Below are 26,607 nucleotides of genomic sequence, written 5' to 3'. Positions count from 1 at the left end.
GCCTGTGCACGCCGGCACCCCGCTCCCCCCGCGCATCCTCGGTTCGTTCTCTCCTTCGAGACAGGTGCCTCATGACCGTCCGGCAGCTCGCCGACTCCTCGCTCCCGCCCGTGATCGAGACCGTGATCCGGCAGTCCGCCACCGTCCTGAAGACCTATCAGGTCGATCCGGGACTGATACAGGAGCACGCCAACGGCGAGCGTCGCATCACTCAAGGCGGGTACGGCGAGCGCCAGTTGTACGAGCTCGTGCAGAACGCGGCGGACGAGATCGCGGCCGCACCCGGCGGCAAGCTGCACGTGGTCCTCACCGACGAGCACCTCTACTGCGCGAACGTGGGCAGCCCTGTCACGCCGGAGGGTGCCGAGACGATCCTACGGATGGGTGTGTCCCGTAAGCGCGGCGGGCAGATCGGCCGGTTCGGTGTCGGCGTCAAGTCCGTGCTCTCTGTGAGCGACTCGCCTCAGTTCTTCAGCGGGAACGGCGCTTTCGGTTTCGGCTTCGACAAGGAGTGGTCCGCTGCCGAGATCGCGCAGGCTCTCGGCCAGCAGGTTGATCCCGACATGCCCACCCCGGTGCTCCGCATGGCTCGCCCCCTCGACGTCGAGCAGGAACGCGCCGATGACGACAACCTGGACAAGTTGCTGAAGTGGGCCACCACCGTCGTCCGCCTGCCTCTGATGGACGGCGCCGCTGGACGCCTCGCCCGCGACATCGTCGGCTACAAGAGCCGCAACGGACGCGAGACCGACGCCTTCCCCGCCCACTTCCAGTTGTTCTCCCCTCATGTCGGCGAACTGTTCCTGCACGACCTTCGCTCGATGCCGCAGGTCCGCCGGGAGATCTCGATCGAGCACAAGGGCAACTACCGGACGCTCAAGGAGGTGGCAAGCGGCGCCAAGCAGTCGACGGAACAGTGGAAGGTGTTCTCGGCCTCCTACTCCCCCACCGGCGAGGCCGAGAAGAGCGCGGGCGAACTTCACGGCCGGCCCGTGCTGGAGGTCTCCTGGGCGATGCCCGAGTACACCGTTCGCAACGGCTTGTACACCGCGCCTGGCGGCAAGGGCTCCTTCTGGGCGTTCTTCCCCACCAAGTACGAGTTGTCGTTGACCGGCATCCTCAACGCGCCATGGAAGACGAACGAGGACCGTCAGCACCTTCTCGACGGCAGCCCCTTCAACCGTGAACTCCTTGAGGTCGCCGCGCGGTTGGTGGTCGACACCCTGCCCTCGCTCGTGCCCGACGAGGACCCCGCCGCCTACCTCCCTCTGCTCCCGGGACGCACCAAGGAGAGGCTCAACTGGGCCGACGACTATTTCCTGCGCCGCGTCTGGGAGTACGCCGCCGAAAGCCCCTCCCTGCCCGACCAGAACGGCGTGCTCCAGCGGCCTCGCGAGCTTTTCATCACGCCGCCCAACCTCGACAAGGAATGGGTCCGGATCTGGGCCGAGTACAGCGGCCGCCCCGCAGGCTGGCTGCACGCGTCCGTCGACGCGTCCGACACCGCTCTCCGACGCGGCAAGATGAACCACATCCTGGATCAGGCCGGGAAGACTCCCGAGAGCGTCAAGGACTGGCTCGAGGCTCTCGTCTCCGACGGCTCCGCGGAGGCCTCGACCCATGCCATCGAGATCTTGTCCCTCATGGTGCTGAAGGATCAGGCCGAACGGCGGCGCGACGATTCGGAGATCACTGCCGCGGCCCGCCGGGCGAGGATCGTCCTGACCGAGAACCATGGGATGGTCGCGCCCGTCGCCGGTGAGATCTTCCACCGCACTTCCGCCGACGCCCTTCGGGACGACATGGTCTACGTGCACCCGTCGATCTCCGAGCGTCCCGAGATGTCCAGGCACCTGCACAACATCGGCATCAGGGTCGCCGACGCGCAGGGACGGTTCGAGGGCGTCCTCGACCAGGGCTTCGCCAACTACGACACCGACTCCTGGTCCAACTTCTGGGTCCTGCTCCGGAGCGCCGGGGGAAGCGCGCAGACCGAACGCATCCGCGCGAAGGTGCCGAAGACCCTGGAGACGCTACGCGTCCGTACCCTGGACGGCCGTTACCGACCGATGCGCGACTGTCTCCTGCCGGGCCCGGTGGTACCCGCCGACGGCAGTCGGGACAAGAGCGTCACCGTCGACATGGGCTTCCACGACAGCGACCGTCCGGTGTTCCGCGACCTGGGTCTGTTCGACCGGCCCACCGGCGGCCACCGGCCACAGGGCGAGGCCTGGTTCGAGGAGTATCGGCAGGTTGTACACGAGCAGCACCTCCGTGGTCTGCCGAGCACGTCACCGCGCCCCAACATCTCCCGCCTCGCGGTGGAGGGTGCCGCGACCCTGGGCCCGCTGCACCTGCTACCGGCTCTGTCCGACGAGGGCCGCGCCGCCTTCGTGGCGGCCCTGCCTCCGTCCGACATCTCGCAGCACTGGCAGATGCGGTACGGAACCAACGGGAACACGCGCAAGTCCGTGATGTCTCCGCTGCGCTGGATGATCTCCAAGCACGGCCTCGTACGCACCTCCATGGGTCTGACCCGCGTGTCCGAGGCCGTCGGTCCCCAGCTCAAGACTTTCCACTCCGTACTGCCCGTCGCCGAGGTCTCCGACGAGGCGGCGCGCCGGCTGGGCATGCCCACGACCACCGATGAGGTACCCGCCCGTCGCTGGGGCAAGCTGCTGGACCTGCTCCTGCAGAGCGAGGACGACGCGTTCATCGGACATGCCTATGCCCTCCTCCACCGCGTCGAGTTCGAGTTTCCCGAAGATGTACTCACCCGGTGCCGCGTGGGGAACTCCTGGGAAGGACGGCCGGACAACGAGATCGCCGTGGCGACGAGCACCCCCGAGTTCAACGAACTCGTCCGCGAGGGACTCCCCGCGCTCCTGGTCTCCGACAAGGCAGACGCCGCCTCCGCCAAGGCGATGATCGAGGACTGGGGCATGCTCAAGGTCTCCGACGTCATCAGCCGGGAGATCGACGCGCTGAAGATCGGGCGGGCCTCCTCCCTCCTCGAGGAATTCCCCACGGTCAAGACCCGACTCGGCCAGGCAGTGAGCAACTACAGGATCCAGCGCTGCTCCGAGCTGGCGCATGTCATGCGTACACCCATGGGAAGCAAGAGGAAGGCCCTCACGTTCGCCAAGAAGGGGCAGACCCTCTATGTGCTGGACTCCCTCGACCGCCTCCAGGTGCTCCGGGCCGCCGACGAGGAGTTCAAGTGGGGCTTCGGCATCGCGGGCTGCAGCCAGGCCCTCGCCCTCCAGGAGAAGCAGGAACACAATCACGCTCTCCTGGAACGGCTGCGCGCGGTCAGGGAGGCAGAAAGCGTCATCGACAAGATCGCTCTGCTCATCGGTGAGGAAGCCTTGCGTGGTGGGCTTCCTCCCGGGCTGATGGAGAGCGAGATCCACGAGCACGGGAGTGAACCCAGCCCCAGGCGCGTCGCGGAGATGGCGTTCAACGCCCACGGCGAGGCGATCCTGCGGGTCCACTCCCACGATCTCACTCTGAACTTCCCCACCCGGGCACCCACGTCCTTCAGCGGTGGCCAGAAGGCTCTGCTCTTCGTCACCGACCTCGGCTTCCCGGACTCCTTCGCCGGCGCCCAGGTGCCCTCCCTGGATGCCCGCCTGGAGGTGGAGGGACCGACCGAGTTCCCCGCTCTCCACCCGTATCAGGAGGACCTCACCCAGGCGTTGCTGGGTCTGCTGGAGAACCCGATGCCCCAGCGCGGCATGCTCAGCCTGCCGACGGGGGCCGGTAAGACGCGTGTCACGGCGGAAGGCGTGATCCGCTGGATCCGCGACCGCAAGGATCTTCCGGGCCCGGTCCTGTGGATCGCTCAGACAGAAGAGCTGTGCGAGCAGGCCGTGCAGAGCTGGAGTTTCGTCTGGTCGAAGGTGGGTCCCGAACACCCCCTCGTCATCAGCCGTCTGTGGGCGTCGAACGAGGCTACCCCGGTCGACGGACGACCGCATCTGGTCGTCGCGACCGACGCCAAGCTGGACCGCTGCCTGACGGACGAGAAATACACCTGGTTGCGGGAGTCCGCCTCGCTCGTCATCGTCGACGAAGCACACACCGCGATGTCCGGCCGCTACACACGTCTTCTCGAACAACTCGGCCTCACGCATCACCGGACCGGCCGTCATCTGGTCGGCCTGACCGCGACCCCGTACAAGAACAACGCGGAGCTGACCCGGCTCCTGGTCCAGAGGTTCGGCAACCGCCTGGACACCGGGGTCTTCGACGGCGATCTGTCCGTCGCCATCAAGTCCTTGCAGCACATCGGCGTCCTGGCCCAGGTGAAGCACCGAGAGCTGCAGGGCGCCGCGATCTCCCTGACAGCCGATGAGCGCGCCCAGTCCGAGACGTTCGCCACCTTGCCCAAGGGTGCGGAACAACGGCTTGCCGAGGACCACGACCGTAGTCAGCGCATCGTCGACGAGATCGCCGCCATGCCGTCCGACTGGCCGGTTCTGGTGTTCGCCACCTCCGTCGCCCACGCCAAGCTGCTCGCGGCCAAGCTGGGTGACAGAGACATCAAGGCCGCGGCCATTGACTCGAGCACACCCACCAACGAACGCCGCAAGCGGATCAGCGACTTCCGCAAGGGCAGGACCCAGGTACTCACGAACTACGGCGTGCTGACCCAGGGTTTCGACGCGCCGGCCACTCGTGCCGTGGTCGTCGCCCGTCCGACCTACAGCCCCAACGTCTACCAACAGATGATCGGACGCGGCCTGCGCGGCCCCAAGAACGGCGGCAAGGAGAGCTGCCTGATCCTGAACGTACGGGACAACATCACCAACTACGGTGAAGAGCTCGCGTTCACCGAGTTCGAGTACCTGTGGGACGAGGCCCAATGACTTCCGTCCTCCCCGCCGAGCACCGGCTCACAGCACCGCAGCAGGCCGTGGTGGACCAGCCCTGGGATGCTCGAGTCCTGGTCACGGCCGGTGCGGGCGCCGGCAAGACGTACACCCTGGTGCGACGGCTCGACGTGCTGGTGGAACGCGAAGAACTGGAGGCCGGGGAGATCCTGGTCCTCAGCTTCTCCCGTGCCGCCGTACGCGAACTCACCGAGCGGATCGAGCGGCACGCCGCCGCCGCGCAGCGCATCCGTGTCCAGACCTTCGACGGTTGGGCCTCGGCCCTGCTCCATCGCGCCTACCCGGACGTGGACTGGGGGACGTACACCTTCGACGGACGCATCGAAGCCGCCACCGAGGCGATCGACAAGGGAGCGGTCGAAGGCGGCGAGTACGTGCCGGCCCATGTGGTGATCGATGAGGTTCAGGACCTCGTGGGCGTCCGTCGGGAGATGGTCGAGGCGCTACTCGACCGCTTCCAGGAGAACAGCGGATTCACCGTGGTGGGCGATTCGGCTCAGGCCGTGTACGGGTTCCAGGTGTCCGATCCGGAACAGCGGGCCGGGGAGACCGACCGCTTCCTGGAGTGGGTGCGTGCCACGTTCGGTGAGGATCTGGTGGAGCTTCACCTGGGCGACAACTTCCGGGCCCGTAGTGAGGTGGCCCGGATGGCTCTGCCCTACGGCGCCCAGTTGCAGGGGTTGCCTCGCGATCGGGTCACGGCCGCCGACGAGGCGGAGCGCATTCATGGCGATCTGCGCACGTTGCTGCTGTCGACGCCGAATTTCGGAAGCCTGAACGACGAGTTCGTACTGGCTGCTCTGCGCGACTATCCGGACACCACTTCCGTACTGTGTCGCGACAACGGCCAGGCTTTGACCCTGTCCGGCATTCTGGCCGCCGCCGACGTCCCTCATACACTGCAGCGTTCTGCCCGCGAGCGTTCCGCGCCTGTATGGATCGCCGAACTGCTTGCCTCGACCGGTTCGACCAATCTCACTCGGGAGCGCTTCGAGGAACTGCTGGTCGACCTGCAGATCCCGATCGGCTCCATGCCGGAAGCGCTGTGGCGGTCGGTGCGCAAAGTGGCACGGGGACGCGGCAGAGGAACCGTCGATGTCGTCGCGCTGCATCGAGCACTCGCCGAAGGCAGACTGCCCGACGAGCTCACCGCGGCTCAGCCGTCCTCTCTCGTGATATCGACCATGCACCGGGCCAAGGGCTTGGAGTTCGATCGGGTCCTGATCGTCGAACCACGCGTGCTGAAAGAACCGACTCCGGTCCGGAAGAAGAAGCACGACTACGACCCGGCGGCGGAGGCTCGGCTGCTCTACGTGGCCATGACTCGGACCCGGGACGACCTCTATGTCCTGGACGCGCCCAACTCGTGGCTCATCCGGAAGGACAAGAGGATCGACCGCTGGTATCTGGGCGGCCGCAGTGCCTGGGCCCGTAACGGAATCGAGCTGCTCGGTACGGACGTGTCCCACGAGCAGCCGCCGGGCACTGAGGGAATCCAACACGACGCCAAGGAACTCTGGCATCACCTGGTGACCGATGTCGCCGCCGGCGCCGCGGCGGAACTTGTCCTGTTGCACGGCATCCCTGTCGCCTCCGACCAATCTCCTCCGTACGCGGTGGTGGTCGGTGGCCGAGAGGTGGCAGTGGTGTCGGAACGCTTCAGAACCGACCTGTGTCGAATGCTGCGCCGATCCTCACACTCCGAGGTCGACCGGTGGCCGCCGCTGATCACCGGCCTCCGGATCGATTGTGTGGAGAGTGTGGCGGGCAGCCCCGCCGCTACCGAAACTGCGGGCCTCGGTACGCACGGTGCGTGGGTCACACCTCGCCTGTGCGGCCTGGGACGCTTCCACTGGTACGCGGACGAAACCGAGGAAACGGCATGAGCGGGTCTACTCATCAGGCTCATTACGAGGTGCGCGACTCGCTCGTCGACGCCCTTCGGAAGGATCTGCTCGGTCCCGCCGGTGGCGCGGAGGAGGTGCTCACGGATGACGCACCGATCACCATGTACCCGGTGGGTGTACTCTTCCCGCTCTCGCTCCCGGACCGGCCCGACGACTCGTCCCGGCCCGGCCCGACCGAGCAGGCCGAGCTGGAATCGGAGCGCGACGGGCTCGACGCAGTACCGCTCGGCGTCCGTCGGGACGTCGAGGAAGGGCCGGCCGATCTGGGCGTCTCGCTGGCGAACGTCCGGATGCCGTCGTCCATCGGTCTGACTTTTGCCGCGGACCCGACCGTGTCGACCCGAATTCGACTGACCGTCACCACTGCCGTCTACCTCCCCGAGGACGCCGAGGGGAAGCCGGTGGCCGCGAAGCGGACAGAGGCGCGGAGCACGAAGGCCCAGCGCGAACACTGGAGACGCTCCGCCCTGCGGATCGAACCCGTCGACGTGGACGTCACCCAGCCCGGGCTGCTTGCCCCCTTCGTTCTCCACCCGGGGCTGGAACTGCGTGTGCTGGTCCGTCCTCGGTCCACCTCCGACGGGACCGTGACCGTGACGGCCACGGTCGTCAACAGTCTTGAGGTCGGCCGATTCGACCTGCGCGACGCGCACTGCTTCTACCAGCCCGTGCTGACCATCACGGCAGGAGACGGCATCAGCCCCGTGTTCGTGGTGCGGCCGGCCACGCTGGGCGCGGTCGACTCGGAGCAGGCACTGAGCAGGCTCCTGCACCGCCACGTGCCGAGTTTCGCCATTGGGCACGGCTGCGCGGCGCATTGGGACTGGACGCCACCCCCAGTGGGCTCCGTGCCGATCGAACGTCCTAGGGTCACCGCCCTGCGGACTGAGTTCGTCCCCTCCCACGAGGTGTTGCTGACCGACTCCAATCCTGGGATCGATGACAAGCCACTGACCATGTATCGGTTGGGAACCGCCCCCATCCATGAGGTCGTGTCGGCGCTGCGCACCCTACTGGAAGGGTACGAGCAGTGGATCGAAACCCAGGAGGACCAAGTCCGTCTGCTGCGCGGCACCGAGGACAGCCAGGCTGCGACTGATCAGGTCCTGTTGTGCCGGCAAGCTCTGCGCCGGATGCGTGACGGCGTGGATCTACTGGAGGACGCCGAGCGACCGGACATCATGCACGCGTTCCGTCTGGCGAACCTCGCGATGGCAGACCAGCGCGCACGTACCGTGTGGATCAAGAGAGGCAGGTCCGGCCGACCGGACGAGCATGCCGGGCGGTGGCGGCCCTTCCAGCTTTCCTTCATCCTTCTCTGCCTGGCCGGAATCGTCGACCCGGACCACGACGACCGAGACGTCTCCGACCTGCTGTGGTTCCCCACAGGTGGTGGCAAGACGGAGGCGTACCTCGGACTGATCGCCTTCACCACCTTCTTCCGGCGGATGCGGGACGGGGTGGCCGGAGCGGGCGTCACTGTGCTCATGCGGTACACGCTCCGGCTGCTCACGCTCCAGCAGTTCGAGCGAGCCGCGGCACTGATCTGCGCCATGGACCTGCTCCGGGCTGCCGACCCGGCAAGGCTGGGACACGAGGAGATCTCCATCGGCATGTGGGTGGGCCGCTCGGCAACGCCCAACACACTGGCGGTCGCCGAGGGCAAACTGGCTGACCTCGTGCGGAACGAGAGCTTGCAGTTGCAGACGGAGAATCCGGTGCAACTGCGCAACTGCCCGTGGTGCGGTGAGCCGTTGCGTCCTCGGGACTACGCGGTCGACAAGGACGCCGAACGTATGACGGTGAACTGCCCGTCCGGTGCCTGCGACTTCCACCGCGGGCTCCCGGTTCATCTCGTCGACGAGGCCGTCTACGCCTACCGCCCGACCTTGGTCATCGCAACGGTCGACAAGTTCGCCTCGATGCCCTGGCGGCCCGCTTCTGCGGCTCTGTTCAACCGGGACCTCGACGGGGTCCGGCCGCCCGAACTCATCGTCCAGGACGAGCTCCACCTCATCTCGGGCCCGCTCGGCACGCTCACCGGCCTGTACGAGACGGCCGTGGACGCCTTGGCCGCACGCCCCAAGGTCATCGCCTCGACCGCGACCATCCGGCGTGCCGACGAGCAGGGCACCCGACTGTTCGACCGTAGGGTGCAGCAGTTCCCGCCCGGCGGCCTCGACGCCAGAGATTCCTGGTTCGCCGTCGAGACGCCGCGTGAGCGCAAGGCGGCTCGCTGCTACATCGGCCTGTTGACCTCCAGCACCAGCCAGGCCACCTTGCTGATCCGGGTGTACGCGGCACTGCTGCACCGGGCGTACGCCCATGATGCCCCGCCCGAGGTGAAGGACGCCTACTGGACCCTGGTCGGATACTTCAACAGCTTGCGACTGCTGTCGGCGGCAGAGCTCCAGGTCCTCGACGACGTACAGGAGCGGTTGGGCCATCTTGCGGCGCGTGACGGTCTCAAAGCGCGCCGCGCGGACGCCCTCACCGAATTGAGCAGCCGCGCCAACGCCAGTGACATCTCCCGCCGGCTCAAGGACATCGAGCGCCGACTCCCGAGCCCCGAAGTGCTGGACGTACTGCTCGCCACCAACATGATCTCCGTAGGGGTCGACGTCGAGCGACTCGGGTTGATGGCCGTGATGGGGCAACCGCAGACCACCGCCGAATACATCCAGGCGACGAGCCGGGTCGGCCGGCAACACCCCGGCCTCGTCGCGGTCATGCTCAACTCCACCAGGTCGAGGGACCGTTCGCACTACGAGGACTTCCAGAGCTTCCACTCCGCCCTGTATCGCGAGGTGGAGTCCACGAGCGTCACCCCGTTCTCCGCCCGGGCCCGTGACCGAGGCCTGCACGCCGTAGTGGTGGCACTGGCCCGGTTGACGTTGCCCGCAGCTCGGGCCAATGAAGCGGCAGCGCATGTGGAGGACTTCCTTCCTGACCTCCGCGAGCAGGTCGGGAAGGCTCTGCTCGACCGGGTTTCGGCCGTCGAACCGGCCGAGCTCGAAGCCACCACCGCAGCCTTCGAGCAGTTCATCGAGTGGTGGCGGAGCGAGGCTTACGAGCGCCCGAACCTCGTGTACGAGGCTCGACGCGGCTCCCACGGCGCCGCCCTGTTGGCCAACTACGACGACGAGTCGGCCGACGCGTCGCCGTGGAAGACCTTGTGGAGTCTGCGAGACGTAGACGCCTCGTCCACCTTCTTCGAGGAGCGCTGAACCATGGGTCCCGTCCCGCCCCGCACCCGCCGCCGAGGCCTCCCCTCAACCGCTGCACGTACCGCCCGCAAGCTCGGAGAGATCCGTCGCGCCCAGCTCATCACGACGTACGGCGTCGGAGCCATGATCGCGGTGGAGAACGAGTCCTTCCTCGTCCGCGGTATCGACTCGTGGGACATCTCCGAGGCGCCCTTCATCTCTGAGCCTCGCCTGGCCTGGCAGTTGGGTGTCGCCGGATTCCGGATGCCTCCCGCTCCCGATACCGACTCTGCCCGGGACGGCGTACGCGCCGTGCGCTTCCCGGAGATGTACTCATGCCCGACCTGCCATCAGTTGCAGCCCTTCCGCAAGTTCAACTCTCCGACGGGACGGGCTGAGTGCTCGACGTGCCAGGAGAGCCTGGTTCCGTCCCGCTTCGTGATGGCGTGCACGCATGGCCATCTGGAGGACTTCCCCTACTGGAAGTGGGTCCATCGAGGTAACCGGACGGAATCGGGTGGCTGTGGGGGCCAACTGACCTTCCAGGCGGACGGCTCGACCGCATCCCTCCGTGCCGTGCAGATCGGTTGCAGCTGCGGGGTGGAGAAGGTCTCCCTGGAAGGGTCGTTCCGACGCCAGGCCCTCCGGGAGCTCGGCATCCGGTGCAGTGGTCGCCGCCCTTGGATCAAGGACGCTGCGGCCGAGGTCTGCCAGGAGCCACCGCGCACCCTTCAGCGTGGTTCGTCCTCGGTCTGGTTCCCGGTCATGCACTCGGCCCTCTCCATCCCTCCGTGGAGCCAAGGCATTGCCAAGCTCGTGGCTCCCCACTACAACGACTTGAAGGACGAGGATGCCGCCTCGATCAAGGTGTACGTACGCATAAGGAAACTGCTGCTCCACCGCCCGAAGTACACGGACGAGGACGTGGTGGCGGAGGTGGAGCGGAGGCGTGCGGCCGAGACCGTCGCCACGGAACCGGTCGATGACACGGAAGCCGCCAAGCGTGCGGGCGACTACCGACGGAAGCTGTACGAGGGCGAGTATCGAAGTCTGTCCAAGCCTCACCCCGAGGACGCCGAGGAGGACCAGGAATTCGTCTGTGTGCCCCCGGTCGCTTCGATTGACGCCCTCCGCACGTCGCTCGGGCTCGCCCAGGTCATGCTGGTCAAGCGGCTGCGCGAAGTACGAGTGCTGCAGTCGTTCCGCCGCGTCGAGGAACCGAGTCCGGCGGACTCCCAGCTGCGCCAGGCAGCCATCTCACTGGAGAAGCCGAGTTGGCTTCCCGCTTTCGAAGTCAGTGGTGAAGGCGTGTTCCTTCGCCTCGACCCCGAACGGCTTCGGAGCTGGGAGGAGCAGCCCGAACAGGTCGCTCGCGCCACCCGGATCCGCGAGAACCACGAAAGGCTGCTGTCGGCACGTGCGGGCGACTCTGACAAGCAGGTTCCGCCTTCACCCGCCACCCCTCGATTCCTGCTGCTGCACGCCTTGGCCCACACGCTGATCAACGAGTGGAGCCTGGACGGCGGCTACCCGGCCGCATCCCTGCGCGAGCGGCTCTACAGCGACGAGGACATGGCGGGCGTGCTGATCTACACGGCCACCAGCGACTCCGCCGGAAGTCTTGGCGGCGTCGTCGCGCAGGGCGAACCGGACCGTCTGGCAGTTTCCCTCCGGGCTGCCCTGCACAGGGCGAGTTGGTGCTCGAACGACCCTCTGTGCATGGAGTCGCAGGCAAGCGGTGCGGACAGCCTGAACATGGCCGCCTGCCATGCCTGTCTGCTCCTCCCCGAGACGAGCTGCGAGAACAACAACATCCTGCTCGACCGAGCAACCCTGATCGGGACCCCGGAGGATCAGTCGATCGGGTTCTTCCACGATGCGCTGAGGTGACCTCGCCTTCATCGGGCTCCGTCGGCCGCCGCCTCGAAACGCACCTGGGCCCGGTCCAGCGCCTCGTCCATGTCGCGGCCGTGGACGCTCAGCCAGTGGAGGAGGTCGGTGATCAAGTCGATCGCCGCCTCCTCCAGGACAGCCACCCCCGCCGGCTCGCCGCCTGCGCCCGCGTAGAGCGTGAGGCACGCCTCGCCCTTGGCGATCCGCGGGCCGTCGATATGCCCACCGGGCGTGACGAGCGAGGTGGCGAGATCGCACCAGACGAGCTTCGAGGACGCGCCGAGGATCACGCCCCATCGGTCCGATACCGCGTCCAGCAGCGCCATTCCGCGCCCCGACTCGTCATCAGAACCCGCATGCACGAGCGTCGGAAGCGCACGGGTGTCCGGATCACGGAGTGCGACCCGGAGGTGCGTGCCGTTCATTCCGACCTCCAGGGTGCTCGGTGTGCCCTCGCCGACGTGCCTGATCACATTCGCCACGAGTTCACTGACACAGAGCTCGGCGGCCTCCGCCACGTCCGATAGTCCCCACAACCGTAGATGCAGCCGCATGACGCGCCTCAGACCGGCGACTTCAGCAGGTTCTGCCAGGAATGGCAGCTCCCAGGATTTCCGCGTCATGCAGCCGTCGTTGCCGTTCACCACGGGCACCGCCTCTCTCCGCAGCGAGTCCCAGCCTCTTCACCTGGCGTGAACGGAGGTGACTCACAGTCGCTTCACTTCCGAGAATGCCGACATCCCGTCCCGATATGCAATGTGCACGAAGAGATTCCCTCCATAGAGTGATTGGCGAACGCCACCGTTTCCGATGGGATGTAACTCCCGTTCTTGGAGAAGGTGTTGAAATGGCCAGTTCCCCCACCGCACGTCGACGACGTCTGGCGATCGAGCTGAAGAAGCTGCGTGAAGAAGGCGACTTCACCTGCAATCAAGTCGGTAAGGAGCTCGATTGGAGCGGGTCCAAGGTCAACCGCCTGGAGACGGGCCTCGGGCGCGTGCAACCGTCCGACATCGATGCGCTCTGCCGCTTCTACGGAACGTCCGCCGAACTGCGGGACCTGCTCAAGTCCTTCGCCAAGGAGTCGAAGACCAAAGGCTGGTGGCACGGCCACGGTGACGCGATCCCTGGTTGGTTCTCGGTCTACGTAGGCCTTGAGCAAGCAGCGTCCGACCTTCGCAGTTACCAGGGCGAGTTCGTCCCCGGCCTGCTCCAGACAGCGGAGTACGCGACCGGTCTGAGCCGGGCGTCCGCCGACCGGTCCGACGAAGAGATCCGGAGCCTCATCGAGGTACGCATGCGCAGGCAGCAACTGCTCACCACGGCACCCTCACCCGACCTGTGGACCGTGGTCCACGAGAGCGCCCTCAGGCACGTTGTCGGCAGCCGGCCGATCATGGCCGCGCAGATCGAACGCATTCTGGATACGACGGCGTTGCGAAACGTGACCGTGCAGGTCCTGCCCTTCGACGCCGGCGCCTACCCTGCGACGGGCCCGTTCACGATCCTGGGATTCCCCGAGCAGGAGGACCCGGACGTCGTCTACCGGGAAGGGCTGACCGATTCGGTCTACCTGGAGAGTGCTGCGGATGTCAGCCTGTACACAAAGGCGTTCGACCACCTGAGGGCCTTGGCGCTCAGCCCTGACCGGTCGGCCTCGTTCATGCACGCGATCCTGAAGGAGCACTCCCGATGAACCGACCCCCCGCCCTCCCCCGGTGGCGCAAGAGCAGCTACAGCAACGGGACGGGAGGCGAGTGCGTTGAGGTGGCCGATCTGGAGAGCGCCGTCGGCGTACGGGACTCGAAGCGACTCGATAGGACCTTCATAGCTGTACGCCCCGCCGCGTGGGCAGAGTTCGTGGCGTCCCTGCGGCGTGCGTGAAGGCTCGCCTCACGCGCGCATGTTCGTTCCGCTCAGGCGACTCCGAGTCGGGTGTTGGTAAGGGCGGCACCGCGCACTGGTGGGCTCGGGATCGCTCCGAGCCCGCGGGAGTCCGCCCCGTCCCCGAGTCCCCCGCCGGGGAGAACCGTTGATCCGCCTCGAAGTGCTCCCCGTCGATGAACGTGCTGAGGCGCCTGCGTGATGCCGGGGCACAGCCTTCGTCGGAGCGGTCCGCGATGGTGAACTGCAAAGCGTTCAAGCGGCGGTTGCTTGGCCAGCCGAGCACCTCTACTGCTCCGGGCACAGACAGACCCGGCCGTCGGTCGCGCTGCCTGTCACCGGCCCGGCGAACGCACGGTCGACCAGCCCCTCGGCCGCTTCGGCCGAATGGATTCGGTCCGGTCATCACCCGGAATCCGAGGGCGCCTCTCCTCCGCAGGTCGCGGGCACAGTCACTCGCACCGGCTCCTTCGTCGTCGCTCAGGCGTTCTTCGGCCGGTCGAACCACATCGTCGCCAGCGCCGGCACCAGGCCGGCCCAGAAGAGCACGAGCGGGATCGTGCGGTCCGTCCAGGGGATCTGGGTGATGAGCAGCGCGCAGAGCATGGCCCACGCCGCTTGGCCCAGGACGACACGGGACCAGGCGAAACGTCGGATGAGCGAGAGCAGGTTGACCCGGATGCCGGCGCGCAGGCGGCGGTACCGCAGCAGGGCGCCCAGGGCCCAGATGACCGCCATCGGGACGAGATCCCACAACCGCTGGCCAAGAACCAGCGGCAGCTCCCGCTGGGTCTCTCCGTCCGTCGCGAACAGGTCGATGCCCGCAGCGGCGAGGGCCAGGCAGAGCAGGGCCAGCCAGCGCAGGCCGCGCAGCAGGCGGAAGGAGGCCGCGTCCAGTCCGCGCCGCATCGGAGCGGAGTCCGGGGTGGAGGCCAGTGCGTCGGCGTACAGAGTGGCCGCTTCCGTCGCCTTGACGCCGGGGGCTGTCGCCGCCGCCTTCGTCCGCCGTGCCAGGGCCTGTTCGTGCTGCGGGTCCAGTCGGAGGATGGCCTCGTCCATCCTGGCGGCGGCGCTCCGGTTGGCGGACATGTCGGCGATGAGCCACGCCACTTCGTAGGTGTACACCTGCTCGGGGGCCAGCCGGATGGCCTCCTGGGCTATCAGGTCGGCCTCCCGCAGAGCGGCCTCGTGGTCCTCGCGCCGGATCTGGCCGCCGTTGGCCTTTCCGGAGCTGATCATCCTGATGCGCCACAGCCAGTCGGCGAGCCGCGCGTAGGTGAACCAGTAGTCGGGCGCCAGGCGGATCGCCTCGCGCAGCACGGCCTCGGTCTCCGGGAAGCGGCCGCCCACGCGCAGGGCGCGCGCGTGCATGAGGAGCGCCCCGATGTCCTGAGCGTTCAGGGCCAGCGCCCGCTCGGTCGCCTCCAGCGCCTTCGCGCCGTCCTCCTTGTCCTCGACATGGCTCCGGGCGAGTTCGATCCAGGCCCGGATGTCCTCGGGGTCCTCCGCGAGCCGCCGGGCCAGCAGTTCCCTGGCCTCCTCGTACCGCTTGAGATCGATGAGCAGGTCAGCCCGCTCCACCGCGGGGTGCAGGGTCGTGGTCACAACTTGCGCCTCTTCTTCAAGTACGTCACCAGGTCGTCGTACATGCCGCCCTCGTTGGCGAACATCGCCACGTTGCGCGCGGAGGCGAACCACGGTTCGGCGGACGGCACGACCTCGTTCGCGGCGGCCAGCAGATCCTTCATGCCGATCATCCGTACGGTTCCGGTGCGCACCGAGTCCAGCAGGGCCCGCTCGGCCGCCGCCTCGCAGACGTGGGCCAGGTCCGCGCCGGACAGACCATCGGTGACCTTGACCAGCTTGCCCAGCTCGACCTTCTCGATGGGACGGTCACGCAGGTGGTAGCGGAGGATCGCCTCCCGGGCGGGTCCGTCGGGCGGGAGGACGAGGATCGTCCTGTCCAGGCGGCCGGGACGGCGCAGAGCATTGTCCACGTCCCAGGGCACGTTGGTGGCGGCCAGCACGAAAACGCCCTCGTTCGCCGCCGAGTCGATGCCGTCCAACTCGCTGAGCAGCTGGTTGACCACGTTACGCATGCCGCTGTGCCCGGTGCGGCTGCGCTTGGCGCCAAGGGCGTCCAGCTCGTCCAGGAAGACCACGCAGGGCGCCTGACGGCGAGCGGTCTCGAAGACCTCGTGCATGTTGCGCTCGGAGTTGCCGATCCACATGTCGAGCACGTCGTTCACGGACACGGACAGGAACGCGGCACCGAGTTCACCGGCCACCGCCCGCGCGATGAACGTCTTGCCGCAGCCGGGCGGGCCGTACAGCAACAGCCCGCCGCGAAGGCTCTTGCCGTACAGCTTGCGCAGCTCGGGGTTGCGCAGCGGGGCGAGAAAGGCGGCGTCCATGCGGTCCTTCACGTCCTGCATGCCGCCGACGTCGGCCAGCCGTACGGTGCCGGGCTCCTCCACGTCCCACGCGTCGGCGTCCGCGGAGTCGTCCTGCCCGTCCGCGCGGACCGGCGTCTCGGCGAACCGCGGAGGCACGACGTCCCCGACCTGTTCCGCGGCCGCCTTCCAGTCGAACCCGGCTCGCGTGCCCGGGGGTTGCGCCGGAGCCGGGGGCGGCGCACCCATCGCCCGGGCCATCAGGCCTCGGGCCTGGGCGTCGCCCGGCGCGTGCTGAAGGGCCACGGCCGCCTCGGCGACGGCATCGTCGGACCGGTCCGCCTCCAGCAGGAGTTGGGCCAGGTGGAGCCGCAGGGGGACATCGGCGGGCGCGGCGGCGACCGCGGCACGCAGGCTCTGTATGAGAGGGGGCTCGTCCGGCATGATCCACAGCCTAGTGCCGCCGTATGACACCTCAGCAGACGCTCAGCGTCCCGGTGCCCAGTCGGGTCCGCGCCGTCAAGTCGTCGAACGGTGGGGGGAGAACGCGAGCCGGCCCGAGGACACGATCCGGCCCGGAGCGGCGTCGGGGGCCCGGCCGGCCGGTGGCACCGTGGGGCGGGCGTCCGGGACGTCGGCGTGGGCGTCGGCTGCCGCGCGGCGATCCGCCACGGCGGCGATCGTGATGAGTGCGAGTGCGACGGTCCCGGAGAGCGCGGGCCAGTACACGTAACGATAGTTGGACTCGGGCGCCGTGGGCAGGTAGGCGAGGACGTACAGGAGTGAACTGGCCCCGAGGAGCCGGAGTTCCCGGGAGTAGGGGCCCGTCCACCGGCGGCGCAGCACGAGCACCAGCGAGACGGCCAGCCAGAACCAGCCCTGGAAGAGCATCGGCAGGTCACGGACGAAACCGGTCACATAGTTCTGCAGAGCGAACCTCAGCGTGTCGTTCAGCGGCTGCTTCCGCACCTCGGGGTTCAGCTGGGCACCGGCATTGACATGGGTGCCGTTCCAAAAGGTCTGGTTGCTCTGGAAGAGCAGCTTCGTGAAGACCTGGCCCCGGTACTCGGCGTAGCCCTTCCAGTGCTTCGGCATCTGCTGCGTCCACATCCGGACGAGCACGTCGGCGCGCTGATTCAGATACGTCACGTCGAACGGCCGCCCGCGCGGGAAGCACTGCAGGTACGCGTCGGAGGTGATGTGCTGCTTCTGGCATGTGACGGCGGTGGTGACCAGGCGGTCACGCAAGTCCGGGCTCGCACCGGCCTGTTCAGCGGCGGCGCGCACCTGGGCGGGGGTGAGCACGTGGACGAGATCGTCCACCGGGATCACCGCGTACACCCGCGTGGCCAACGGGGCAGTGGCCGCGGACACACCGGCGCCGCCCGCGATCACGGCCGCGACGAACACACCGGTCGCGGCCATCCAGCGGCGTCGGCCCGGGGCGGGCCACGCCGCGAGGACCAGCAGGGCGAAGACCGGGATGGCGGCGGGGATACCGTTCTTCCGCACGAGGGCTGCGTACACGAGGAACAGCAGACCCAGCACCAGCAGGGCCCAGCGGGTCCTGGCCCGGTCCTGCGGCAGCTCCCGCACGGTGAGCGCGATCGCGAAGACCGCGAGGAGCGCGTACGCCAGGTGCACGTCCTTCCACACCACTCCCGTGAAGTTCATGATGTGCGGCGCGAAGCCCACGGCCAGCACCACGAGGGAGAGCCCGCGACTGCCGGTCTTCTTCCACCCCAGCCGGGCGAGGACCCACAGCGTCCCCCACAGCACGGCGGCCTGCAGATCGGCCATGGCCGAGAAGTCCCCCGTGATGCGGATGATGATCCGCCATGCGAGCGCCATCACCGGCGGATGCCAGTCGTTCACCGGCTCGCCCCCCAGCGCCTGACCCAGCTGGGTGTTGCTGTCCGCGCTGAGGTACCCGGGGTGAAAGACGGTGGCCACGGCGTAGCCGCAGACCGCCGCGATGACCGCCAGACACCACGGCCACAGCGTGCCGGCCTTCCAGGCTCTGCGCAGTGCGGCGTTCCACCGGTCGACGGTTTCGGACATGCGGGCGGGGCCCTTCCAGCCGATGAGGACGGTTCGCGCTGTCGCTCAACTGCGAGCTGAGAGGCAACAGTTCACGGACAGCATGGCGGGAATTTACGGGTACCGGACTCCAAAGGACAAACCGGAACTATTATTCGCCCGGGAGGTGAGCTCGCCGTGCGACACCACGAGAGCGCCGACAGTGGCGGGGATCGCGATGTGCCGCCCGGCCCTTCCCGGCTCAAGCACGCAGACCTCGGACTGCTCGGCTGCCACACGGTTACGGACCTGCCGACTTCGGGGCGCGTCCCGAAGTCGGCCGACGGGCCGGCCGCGGTCGCCGAGGCCACCTGCCCGCGATCGGGCGGTGATGCGCAACGGCGGCCCCACCGCGCCGGCCCGCGCTCGGAGCCGTGAGGTGCTACTCCGCCTCCACGTACTCCCCGTCGATGACCGTGCAGTCCTCCAGCTCCTCCAGCCGGTCGTCCAGGTAGCCGACGAAGTCCGGGGCCGCGGGGCCGCTCGGGCCCGCCTCGTGGTCCATGTCGATGATCTGGCCGACGGTCCCGTCCGGGCCCGGGGACAGGTCCAGTACGGCGCCGTTGCCTCCGCCGTCCGCGTCCAGCGAGATCCAGCCGGTGTTCCACCAGCCGGGCTTGAGCGACCGGTCGCCGTCGTCGCCCGAGTTGAAGTCGGCCACGTCGTCGAACGAGCCGTCGGCCAGGAGATCCCGCCAGACGCTGGTCTCCTCGACCATCTCCGTACACGACAGGAGGCTGCCGGCCGGCCAGCCACCGCCCTTGGACCCGTTGTGCCTCAGAAGGGAGAGCCTGACCGCCTCCGGCAACGAGACATCGAGCTCCGCCTCGACCGCGGCGATGTCCTCAGGGGTTGCCGGGGGCAGCAGGAAGTGCGGGACCTCGTGGTCCGCGTACCACTTCTCTATCCGCGCCCATACCGAGGACACCGCTTCGTGCACCTGTCCGGACAAGGGAGGTCTCCTCAACGATCAGCAAGGTCGGAGCGTCGCATCGTAGCCGGACCCGGTGACGCGGACGATCGCGGGCGAGCAGCACCTCGCAGCCTTCGGTACCGACTTCCGCGCACAGGTCGACCTCGACCCGGTCGGGGTCGATGTGCTCGGGGTCGATGTGCTCGGGGTCGTGCTCGCCGGCGGCGCGCCAGCACTCCGGGTTGCCTGCGGGCCCACGCCGCCCCAGCCCTTCCGCGCACCCGAGCCCGTCCGATCTCTTGACGTGCCCCTGACTGGATGGCTTCATGGGAGCGCGCAAATATGGGAGCGCTCCCATGAAGCCATGGAACGTCTGTCGATGCTCAGTTCTTGATCCGTCCACCCCCTGGAGCCGCAGTGAGAACAGCAGGAAGCACGGCGAAGAACCCAGCGCGCAAGAGTCCCGTCACCACCCTCCTGACCGTCCTGGCCACCCTCCTCGGGCTGATCGCCCTCGGCGCCCTCACCCCGGCCCAGGCCGCAACCGCCACCTCCGCCACCTCCGCCGCACCCGCCGCACCCGCCGCACCCGCCGCCGCCACCGGACTCCACATCAGCGGCGGCCGGCTGCTCGAAGGCAATGGGAACGACTTCGTCATGCGCGGGGTCAACCACGCCCACACCTGGTACCCGAGCGAGACGCAGTCGCTCGCCGACATCAAGGCGACCGGCGCCAACACCGTTCGCGTCGTCCTCTCCGACGGCTACCGCTGGAGCAAGAACAGCCCGCAGGACGTCGCCGCCGTCATCGCCCAGTGCAAGGCCAACCGGCTCATCTGCGTCCTGGAGGTGCACGACACCACCGGTTACGGCGAGGACTCCGCCGCCGGCACGCTCGATCACGCCGCCGACTACTGGATCAGCCTGAAGGACGTCCTCGCCGGCCAGGAGAGCTACGTCGTCATCAACATCGGCAACGAGCCCTGGGGCAACACCGATCCGGCCGGCTGGACCGCGCCCACCACCGCCGCGATCAAGAAGCTGCGCGCCGCCGGGTTCACGCACACGATCATGGTGGACGCGCCCAACTGGGGGCAGGACTGGCAGGGCGTCATGCGTGACAACGCGCAGGCCGTGTACGGCGCCGACTCCACCGGCAACCTGATCTTCTCGATCCACATGTACAGCGTCTACAACACCGCCGCGAAGGTCACCGACTACCTGAACGCCTTCGTGGGAGCCAAACTGCCGCTGGTCATAGGCGAGTTCGGCGGTCCCGCCGACCAGTACGGCGATCCGGACGAGGACACCATGATGGCCACCGCCGAGAAGCTCAAGCTCGGATACATCGCCTGGTCGTGGAGCGGCAACACCGACCCGATCCTCGACCTGACGATCGGCTTCGACCCCACGCGGCTCAGCTCCTGGGGTGAGCGCATCTTCCACGGCGCCGACGGCATCGCCCAGACCTCCCGCGAGGCCACCGTCTACGGCGGTGCCACGCACGACACCGAGTCTCCCACCGCCCCCGGCGCTCCGACCGCCTCCGCCGTGACGGACACCTCCGCCACCCTCAGCTGGACCGCCGCCACCGACAACGTCGCCGTGGCCGGCTACGACGTCGTACGCGTCAGCGGTGGCACGGAGACCGGTGTCGCCTCCTCCACCACCAACTCCGTCGCCGTGACCGGCCTCAGCGCCCACACGGCGTACACCTTCGCCGTGTACGCCCGCGACGCGGCCGGGAACCGTTCGGCGCGCTCGGCCACGGTGAGCGTCACCACGGAAGCGGGCGGCACGACGCCCGGTGTCGGCTGCTCCGTCGGATACCGCGTCGTCGGTGAGTGGCCCGGCGGCTTCCAGGGCGAGATCACCATCCGCAACACCGGCACCACGGCCATCGACGGCTGGACGCTCGGGTTCTCCTTCGCCAACGGCCAGACCATTACCAACATGTGGGGCGGAATCCCCGCCCAGACCGGCGGATCGGTGAGCGTCGCCCCCGCCTCGTACACCTCCACGATCGCCGCCAACGGCTCGGTCACCGTCGGCTTCACCGGTGGTCAGAGCGGTACGAACGCCGCACCGACCGCGTTCACCCTCAGCGGCGCCACCTGCGCCGCCGCCTGACGCGGCCGGCTCCCGCAGCGCCAAAGCACCGCAGCACCACAGCGCCGACCGGCCGGGGCACCGCCCCCTGCCGGTCGGCGTACGAAACCTGCTGGCCCTCGCGTGACGCTCCTGATCTACTTCTCGGAGCATGGAGTGGGAGGAACCCTTGTGACGGACGACGGATGCGTCTTCTGCTCGATCGTGCGCGGCCGGACGGATGCCAGCGTTGTCCACGAGGACGAGTCAGTGCTCGCCTTCATGGATCTCCGGCCCGTGAACCCGGGTCACCTGCTGGTCGTTCCCAAGGCCCACGCGTCAGGGCTGGAGGACCTTCAGCCGGACGTCGGCGTCCAGGTCTGGAAGGTCGCGCACCGGCTCGGGCGGGCCATGCGCCGATCGGGCCTGCGGTGCGAGGGTGTCAACCTCCTTCTCGCGGACGGCGAAGCGGCGTTCCAAGAAGTCTTCCATGTGCACCTGCATGTCATCCCCCGCTTCGCAGGCGATCCGTTTCGCATTCACTCCGACTGGCGCGTGCACGAGCGGGAGCAGCTCGACGTGTCGGCCGCGGCCGTCCGCAGCGGGCTCGCCGCCCTGGGTGACACGCAGGCCTGAGGCTCAGCGCCGGGCCCGATGATGACCTGTTTTTCCTGGAGGCCCGTATGTCCTGGTCCGAGCGCACCGTGGTGCGGGACGGTGTCCGACTCGTCTGCCGGGACTGGGGCGCGGCCGTCAGCCTCCCCGGAACCGGCCACGACCTGCACCTGGAGCGGGCCGGGGCTCTGCACGCCCTGATCTCCGGGTTCCTGGACGGGATCGACAGACGGGGTCGGCAGGCGGGACCGGCCGAGGGGACCGGTTGACGGGGCCGGCAGACGAGGGGATCGGCAGGCGGGACCACCCGGGCGGGCCGTTCGGTCAGTCGGTGACCGAGAGGGTGACGATCGTGGTGGCGCAGTCGTACGTCAGGAACATCGCCCCGCTGTCCAGGACCTTGTGATCAGTGAGCGCCCAGCTCAGCGGGTTGAACGTGGCCTTGTCGGAGAAGAGCGGGATACCGGCGCCGATGGTCACCGGGCTCAGCTTGACGATCATTGTGTCGATCTCGGAGTACAGGGCGCTCGCCAGCTCCCCGCCGCCGACCAGCCAGATGTCCTTGCCCTCCTCCTGCTTCAGCTCCCTGACCCGCGCCACCGGGTCGTCGGCCACGACCTCCACCGCGGGGTCCGGGCTCTCGCCCAGCGTCCGGGAGAACACGATGTGCCGCAGATGCGGGTAGGCGTCGGTCACTCCGGCCTTGAGGCCGATCTCGTAGGACCTGCGTCCTTCGAGGACGGTGTCGAAGTGCGTGCCCGCCGCCGAGATGGACAGCGCGGCACGGGCGGGGCCGGGCAGGGTCTCCGGGTACTCGGCGATCAGGTGCCCGATGTAGTCCTCCGGGATCGGCCAGAATCCGTCCGGCCCGGTGGGGTCGGCGCCGTCCGGACCGGCTATGAAGCCGTCCAGGGTGGAGGCGATGAAGTACACGAGCTTGCGCACGGAGGGCCTTTCGTCCACGGCGGCCGCCACGGGGCGGGCGGTCCTCGGCAGCCATGGTCAAACAGACTCATCCGCCGTGCAACGGGAATCGCGGCTTCCGCACCCTCCCCCCCTGCGGCCCTCGGCCCTTGAGATCCGGGACCCGAGACCCAAGACCCGGGACCCGGGAGCCGTCCCGGCACTCGTTCGTGGGTACGTGAACGGGGCCCGGCCCGACGCTTGAGCTTCGAGGTTCGAGGGTCGGGATTCGAGGGTCGGGATTCGAGCCGTCTCTTTTAACCGGCCCACTGACAAGGGGGGTTGGGGAAACCCCACCCCCCTCCCCGACCCGTCACGGCCAGCAAGTATGACTAATAGTGATCGACTTGCGGCGCGCCGTGACGGTTGCTTACGGTGCCCACAACGAAGCGACCCCGACGCGGTGTAAGAAGCACCAGGCCGGGGTCTCACCCCAAGATCGAAAAGGACGACGATCTCGTGGCTACCGAGCACCCTAGCCCCGCCCCCTGCGCACCCGCATCCCCGCGCCCGCGCCCTGCGGCCAAGCCCGGATACGGCAAGCGATCCGCCCCGGATCAACCCCGCCCCTCGGACGGCGACTTCGCCCTTCTCCCCGCGCGGGAACAGCACATCGCCGGTTATGTCGACCGGCTCATCGACGGCGCCGCGATGGACATCAAGTCGCTGGCCAAGAACCTTCCGCTGTACGGGCAGATGGCCGTCGGCAGCGCGCTCAGGGCCCTCGCGGTGGCCGGTCATCTGCGGCACGTACGGTGCCGGGTCGGCGAAGACGGTCAGGCCCGCTGGGTCACGTACACCTTCTGGTCCCGTACCGCCCGCGACAACGAGTGGTGGGGCGCGTTCCTCGGTACCCAGGAGGCGGCGGTGACGCCTGTTGCCGCTGCCCCTCCTGCGGCCCCGAGCCCACCCCCGGTTCAGATTCCAGCTCCCGCGCCCGCCCCCGCTCCCGCTCCCGTCGTACCGCAGCAGCTGCGCCCGGAGACGGCCCAGGGCCCCACCCCGGGCGGCCGCTCCCCCGCGTATCTCGCCCTGGCCCGACTCGGCCGCAGCGAACCCCGGCTGGCCCTCTCCGCCGCCGACTGCTCCACGCTCGAAGACCTGGCCGGTGCCTGGTTCGCCCGTGGCGTGAACGCCGACTACCTCACCCACGCACTCACCTCGGGACTCCCCGAGCAGATCGGCTCCCCCGTCGGGCTCGTCCGGCGGCGGCTGCGCGACAAGATCCCGCCCCACGTGCCCGCAACACCCGCGCCCGGCGCACCGGGTTCACCGGGCGCCATCGGCCGCCGTCTCATGGTGGAGTGCACCGAATGCCGCTCGCCCGGCCGCCCCGAAGCGCTCACCGACGGCCTCTGCCGCCTCTGCCGCGCACCCGCCCCGGCGGAGGCAGCCGCAGCCGCCCCCGCCGGTCCGCCCATCGAGCGCGATATCCAGGCGCACGTCGGCCGTCTGCGGGAACTGCTCAAGGCGCCCTGACGCCGAGCCCAGCTGAGGTCAGCCCAGCTCAGCCCTACAGTCTGCGCGCTGCGATCTTCTCCCCATGGGATCCACGGACGACGAGGTTCTGGGCCTTCCCGTCCCCGTCGTCCCCGTCCCACCACTCGACGAACTCGGCCGACATCTCCTCGGCGTCGAACGTGTCGGCTGCGCTGGGCCGGTAGTCCGTCGTCAGCTCGACGTCGAAGTCGGACGTCCCCAGCTCCACGACGGTGATCGCGCTGACGTGCGTCGCGAGCGCGCGATCGTCCTCTCCGAGCCATTCCCGGAATTCGGGAAGGAGCCCCTTCTCCTGCGTCCGCACGGTCACCCGGCCGGCAGGTGGGTCCTTGGCGAACTCGCTCACACCGTCCAGGCATCCCCCGACCCAGGCCCCCCGGTCCGCCTCGGCCACCCGCCCGGCGTCGAGCGCCCGTCGCGTACAGCCTCCCCAGACGACTTCGGCGATCGACGCCCCCTTGCCGCGCGACTCCCGCAGGGCCCGGCCCTTCGCGTATCCGTCCGCGTAGGCGTCCCGTGCCGTCTGCTTCTCGTCCCTGACCGGCGCCGACCGCGTGCAGGACGAGACGGTCACGGCCGCGAGCACGACGCAGGACAGGGCGAGACACCACAAGCGATGCGATGGATGCACAGTTCTCAGTCCTCTCCCGGTCCCTGATACAGATGTCGGGGAGAGGCAATCGGTGCCACAACGACTCCGCTGCCTCTTTCGGGTCTTGCCGCGGCCCGGTCCGGGAGCGGCTCCTTCCCGGCGGCTTCGGCCCCGGCCGGGGAGTTTCCCGCCCGCCGTCGGCAGCGGCCGCGCAGAGTAGTGGGTATGACGACACCCGCAGAGCTGCTCCGCTCCTTCGCCCGCACCCGCGCCTCGCTCGACGGCGAGGAGGTTACGTACTGGTGGTCCGGAGACGTGTACGCCTGGTCCCCCGACGAGCCCTACCAGCGCGTCTTCGGCTTCGAGGGGCTCAACGTCGCCCGTCTGGTCCAGGACGCCGAGGCCGGGCCTGACGCCTATCAACTGCTCACCCGCGAGGCCGCCTTCTACCTGGACCCCGTCGGCCGCGAGATCCTGGAGACCTGGCAGGACCTGCCGGTGGTGCACGTCTGGAACGACCCGGCGAACCAGAAGTGGCGCCCCTTCCCGATCCCGACGACCGAGCTCGGCGGACAGGTCTGCTTCAGCCTGGAGATCCCGCTCGCCTACCCCTCGCCGCTGCCGGTGGCCCAGTACCCCGTCCACTCGGCCGGTGACACCTACAAGGCCCTGGAGCTCTTCCAGTTCTTCGCCGACCGCGCCGACCTGGCCGGCCCGGCACCCAGTGTCCCGGCCACCATGTCGTGGACCCGGATGTCGCCGTGGCTCCCGTGGATGGCCCGCGGGCAGCGGCCCGGCGGCCTCACCTTCCACTGCCGGGGCCGCAAGCTCGGCTCGTACGCCGAGGTCCCCGAGCGGACTCGTGCCTACATCGCCGACCACCACCCGGAGTTCGCTCAGGCCCCGGAGAAGTGGAGCGGGCCGAACGAGACCAGCTGGACGTACTTCCGCAGGCTCAACCCACCGAAGCAGTAGCCGCCCGGGCGTCCGGGAACAGCGGGAGACCGTGTCCGTCGTCAGCCACCGGGCCCGTCGTCCATCACCGCACCTCTCCTCAGTCCTGGCGGACCCGGGCGTGGAGGTGTACGTCGTGCCGGCCGTCCGCGTGCAGCCACGCCCGGCGCCGGATGCCCTCCGCCTCGAATCCGGCCTTGGCCGCCACCCGGCAGGACGCGTGGTTGGCCATCGCGTGTTCCAGGTCGATGCGGTGGAACCCACGCTCGTACAGCGCCCACTGGGCGAGCACCGTGACCGCCCGGGGGCACAGGCCCCGGCCGCGTGCCGAAGGGACGGTCCAGTAGGCGATTTCAGCCGTGCCGTCGGTCAGCGCGAAGGACTTCAGGGCGACCCTGCCCAACAGCCCGCCACTCTCCGCGTCGACGAGTGCCCAGTGGGCGCCCGTCTCCGACCGCCACTCGCTCTGCCACGCCTCGATCCAGCCCCGCGCCTCGGCCACCGAATCGGCCCGCCGCAGGTGCCACCGCTGGATCGCCGGGTCCCGGAACGCCTCCCGTACCGCTTCGGCGTCGGTGAGCAGCCAGGGGCGCAGCAGCGCCTCGGCGGCGACGGGCAGGGTGGGCTGGCCGGTCGCGGCCAGTGCACCGGCAGGAATCGCGGGAGCAACCAAGTACGGCATGACCGCAATTGTCACAGCCGGGTCCGGCCGCCCCGCCCGACGC

At 68.7% G+C, this 26,607-nt stretch carries 19 protein-coding genes; 11 read left to right on the top strand and 8 right to left on the bottom strand.

Annotation, left to right across the window (positions count from 1 at the left end; all coding sequences use genetic code 11):
* Positions 1-71 precede the first annotated feature (71 nt).
* Genes OG322_RS23925 through drmB form a run of 4 tightly spaced genes read left to right on the top strand, consistent with a single transcriptional unit; the run spans position 72 to position 11,898 of the window.
* Entirely contained in the window at positions 72-4,871 is a 4,800-nt protein-coding gene (locus OG322_RS23925) for a DEAD/DEAH box helicase (RefSeq protein WP_266411924.1), read from the top strand.
* Complete coding sequence (locus OG322_RS23920; RefSeq protein WP_266411922.1) at positions 4,868-6,781, top strand: UvrD-helicase domain-containing protein; 1,914 nt, start codon at positions 4,868-4,870, stop codon at positions 6,779-6,781. The genes OG322_RS23925 and OG322_RS23920 overlap by 4 nt, the downstream gene beginning before the upstream one ends.
* Positions 6,778-10,029 carry a helicase-related protein gene (locus OG322_RS23915; RefSeq protein ID WP_266411921.1) on the top strand — a complete coding sequence of 1,084 codons (3,252 nt, stop codon included), beginning with the start codon at positions 6,778-6,780 and terminating at the stop codon, positions 10,027-10,029. Before OG322_RS23920 ends, OG322_RS23915 begins: the two co-directional genes overlap by 4 nt.
* Before the next feature lie 3 nt (positions 10,030-10,032).
* Positions 10,033-11,898: a DUF1998 domain-containing protein gene (drmB, locus tag OG322_RS23910; RefSeq protein WP_266411919.1), complete on the top strand. Its 1,866-nt coding sequence runs from the start codon at positions 10,033-10,035 to the stop codon at positions 11,896-11,898.
* 8 nt (positions 11,899-11,906) lie between these two features.
* On the opposite strand, the gene OG322_RS23905 is transcribed toward drmB, so the two are convergent.
* Positions 11,907-12,545 carry an ATP-binding protein gene (locus OG322_RS23905; RefSeq protein WP_329306897.1) on the bottom strand — a complete coding sequence of 213 codons (639 nt, stop codon included), beginning with the start codon at positions 12,543-12,545 and terminating at the stop codon, positions 11,907-11,909.
* A gap of 203 nt (positions 12,546-12,748) precedes the next feature.
* Here OG322_RS23905 and OG322_RS23900 point away from each other — a divergent pair, with 203 nt between their 5' ends.
* Positions 12,749-13,597 carry a helix-turn-helix domain-containing protein gene (locus tag OG322_RS23900; protein WP_329307761.1) on the top strand — a complete coding sequence of 283 codons (849 nt, stop codon included), beginning with the start codon at positions 12,749-12,751 and terminating at the stop codon, positions 13,595-13,597.
* Positions 13,594-13,785, top strand: a complete 192-nt coding sequence (locus OG322_RS23895; RefSeq protein ID WP_266411915.1) for a DUF397 domain-containing protein — start codon at positions 13,594-13,596, stop codon at positions 13,783-13,785. Before OG322_RS23900 ends, OG322_RS23895 begins: the two co-directional genes overlap by 4 nt.
* Before the next feature lie 480 nt (positions 13,786-14,265).
* Here the strand turns inward: OG322_RS23895 and OG322_RS23890 are convergent, their stop codons facing one another.
* From OG322_RS23890 to OG322_RS23875, 4 genes are all read right to left on the bottom strand, one after another.
* On the bottom strand, positions 14,266-15,390 hold the full coding sequence (locus OG322_RS23890; protein WP_329306896.1) for a tetratricopeptide repeat protein: 1,125 nt from the start codon (positions 15,388-15,390) through the stop codon (positions 14,266-14,268).
* Positions 15,387-16,622: an ATP-binding protein gene (locus tag OG322_RS23885; protein WP_266411912.1), complete on the bottom strand. Its 1,236-nt coding sequence runs from the start codon at positions 16,620-16,622 to the stop codon at positions 15,387-15,389. Before OG322_RS23885 ends, OG322_RS23890 begins: the two co-directional genes overlap by 4 nt.
* A gap of 75 nt (positions 16,623-16,697) precedes the next feature.
* Positions 16,698-18,239 (bottom strand): hypothetical protein, encoded by a 1,542-nt coding sequence (locus OG322_RS23880; RefSeq protein ID WP_329306895.1) that lies wholly within the window; start codon positions 18,237-18,239, stop codon positions 16,698-16,700.
* Between the two features lie 400 nt (positions 18,240-18,639).
* Positions 18,640-19,209, bottom strand: a complete 570-nt coding sequence (locus OG322_RS23875) for an SMI1/KNR4 family protein (RefSeq protein WP_185095724.1) — start codon at positions 19,207-19,209, stop codon at positions 18,640-18,642.
* 378 nt (positions 19,210-19,587) lie between these two features.
* Here OG322_RS23875 and OG322_RS23870 point away from each other — a divergent pair, with 378 nt between their 5' ends.
* The 3 genes from OG322_RS23870 to OG322_RS23860 all read left to right on the top strand — a co-directional run bounded on the left by OG322_RS23870 (position 19,588) and on the right by OG322_RS23860 (position 22,142).
* Complete coding sequence (locus OG322_RS23870) at positions 19,588-21,300, top strand: cellulase family glycosylhydrolase (RefSeq protein ID WP_329306894.1); 1,713 nt, start codon at positions 19,588-19,590, stop codon at positions 21,298-21,300.
* A 150-nt stretch (positions 21,301-21,450) separates the two neighbouring features.
* A complete protein-coding gene (locus OG322_RS23865) occupies positions 21,451-21,894 on the top strand; it encodes an HIT family protein (protein ID WP_123471328.1) in 444 nt (147 codons plus the stop codon).
* Positions 21,895-21,941: 47 nt separating this feature from the next.
* Positions 21,942-22,142, top strand: a complete 201-nt coding sequence (locus tag OG322_RS23860) for a hypothetical protein (protein ID WP_329306893.1) — start codon at positions 21,942-21,944, stop codon at positions 22,140-22,142.
* 55 nt (positions 22,143-22,197) lie between these two features.
* On the opposite strand, the gene OG322_RS23855 is transcribed toward OG322_RS23860, so the two are convergent.
* On the bottom strand, positions 22,198-22,818 hold the full coding sequence (locus OG322_RS23855) for a dihydrofolate reductase family protein (protein ID WP_123471547.1): 621 nt from the start codon (positions 22,816-22,818) through the stop codon (positions 22,198-22,200).
* A 477-nt stretch (positions 22,819-23,295) separates the two neighbouring features.
* On the opposite strand from OG322_RS23855, the gene OG322_RS23850 reads away from it, so the two are divergent.
* On the top strand, positions 23,296-24,315 hold the full coding sequence (locus tag OG322_RS23850; RefSeq protein ID WP_329306892.1) for a MarR family transcriptional regulator: 1,020 nt from the start codon (positions 23,296-23,298) through the stop codon (positions 24,313-24,315).
* 34 nt (positions 24,316-24,349) lie between these two features.
* Here OG322_RS23850 and OG322_RS23845 read toward each other — a convergent pair whose 3' ends face one another.
* Complete coding sequence (locus OG322_RS23845) at positions 24,350-24,967, bottom strand: hypothetical protein (protein ID WP_124284110.1); 618 nt, start codon at positions 24,965-24,967, stop codon at positions 24,350-24,352.
* 186 nt (positions 24,968-25,153) lie between these two features.
* Between OG322_RS23845 and OG322_RS23840 the strand changes: the two genes are divergently transcribed.
* On the top strand, positions 25,154-25,903 hold the full coding sequence (locus OG322_RS23840; protein WP_124284111.1) for a DUF1838 family protein: 750 nt from the start codon (positions 25,154-25,156) through the stop codon (positions 25,901-25,903).
* A gap of 79 nt (positions 25,904-25,982) precedes the next feature.
* Here OG322_RS23840 and OG322_RS23835 read toward each other — a convergent pair whose 3' ends face one another.
* Entirely contained in the window at positions 25,983-26,564 is a 582-nt protein-coding gene (locus OG322_RS23835) for a GNAT family N-acetyltransferase (protein WP_123471332.1), read from the bottom strand.
* Between the last annotated feature and the right edge of the window lie 43 nt (positions 26,565-26,607).

It is taken from the genome of Streptomyces sp. NBC_01260, assembly GCF_036226405.1.
In the GTDB taxonomy this organism is placed as follows: domain Bacteria; phylum Actinomycetota; class Actinomycetes; order Streptomycetales; family Streptomycetaceae; genus Streptomyces; species Streptomyces laculatispora.
The sequence above is the reverse complement of the archived record's forward strand: the minus strand, read 5'-3'. Positions and strand labels throughout refer to the sequence as shown.

What these genes read in the sequence shown, in the direction of transcription:
- OG322_RS23925 (WP_266411924.1), top strand. Translation starts at nt 72, where the DNA reads ATGACCGTCCGGCAGCTCGCCGACTCCTCGCTCCCGCCCGTGATCGAG.
- OG322_RS23920 (WP_266411922.1), top strand. Translation starts at nt 4,868, where the DNA reads ATGACTTCCGTCCTCCCCGCCGAGCACCGGCTCACAGCACCGCAGCAG.
- OG322_RS23915 (WP_266411921.1), top strand. Translation starts at nt 6,778, where the DNA reads ATGAGCGGGTCTACTCATCAGGCTCATTACGAGGTGCGCGACTCGCTC.
- drmB (WP_266411919.1), top strand. Translation starts at nt 10,033, where the DNA reads ATGGGTCCCGTCCCGCCCCGCACCCGCCGCCGAGGCCTCCCCTCAACC.
- OG322_RS23900 (WP_329307761.1), top strand. Translation starts at nt 12,749, where the DNA reads ATGGCCAGTTCCCCCACCGCACGTCGACGACGTCTGGCGATCGAGCTG.
- OG322_RS23895 (WP_266411915.1), top strand. Translation starts at nt 13,594, where the DNA reads ATGAACCGACCCCCCGCCCTCCCCCGGTGGCGCAAGAGCAGCTACAGC.
- OG322_RS23885 (WP_266411912.1), bottom strand. Translation starts at nt 16,622, where the DNA reads ATGCCGGACGAGCCCCCTCTCATACAGAGCCTGCGTGCCGCGGTCGCC.
- OG322_RS23880 (WP_329306895.1), bottom strand. Translation starts at nt 18,239, where the DNA reads ATGTCCGAAACCGTCGACCGGTGGAACGCCGCACTGCGCAGAGCCTGG.
- OG322_RS23860 (WP_329306893.1), top strand. Translation starts at nt 21,942, where the DNA reads ATGTCCTGGTCCGAGCGCACCGTGGTGCGGGACGGTGTCCGACTCGTC.
- OG322_RS23840 (WP_124284111.1), top strand. Translation starts at nt 25,154, where the DNA reads ATGACGACACCCGCAGAGCTGCTCCGCTCCTTCGCCCGCACCCGCGCC.
- OG322_RS23835 (WP_123471332.1), bottom strand. Translation starts at nt 26,564, where the DNA reads ATGCCGTACTTGGTTGCTCCCGCGATTCCTGCCGGTGCACTGGCCGCG.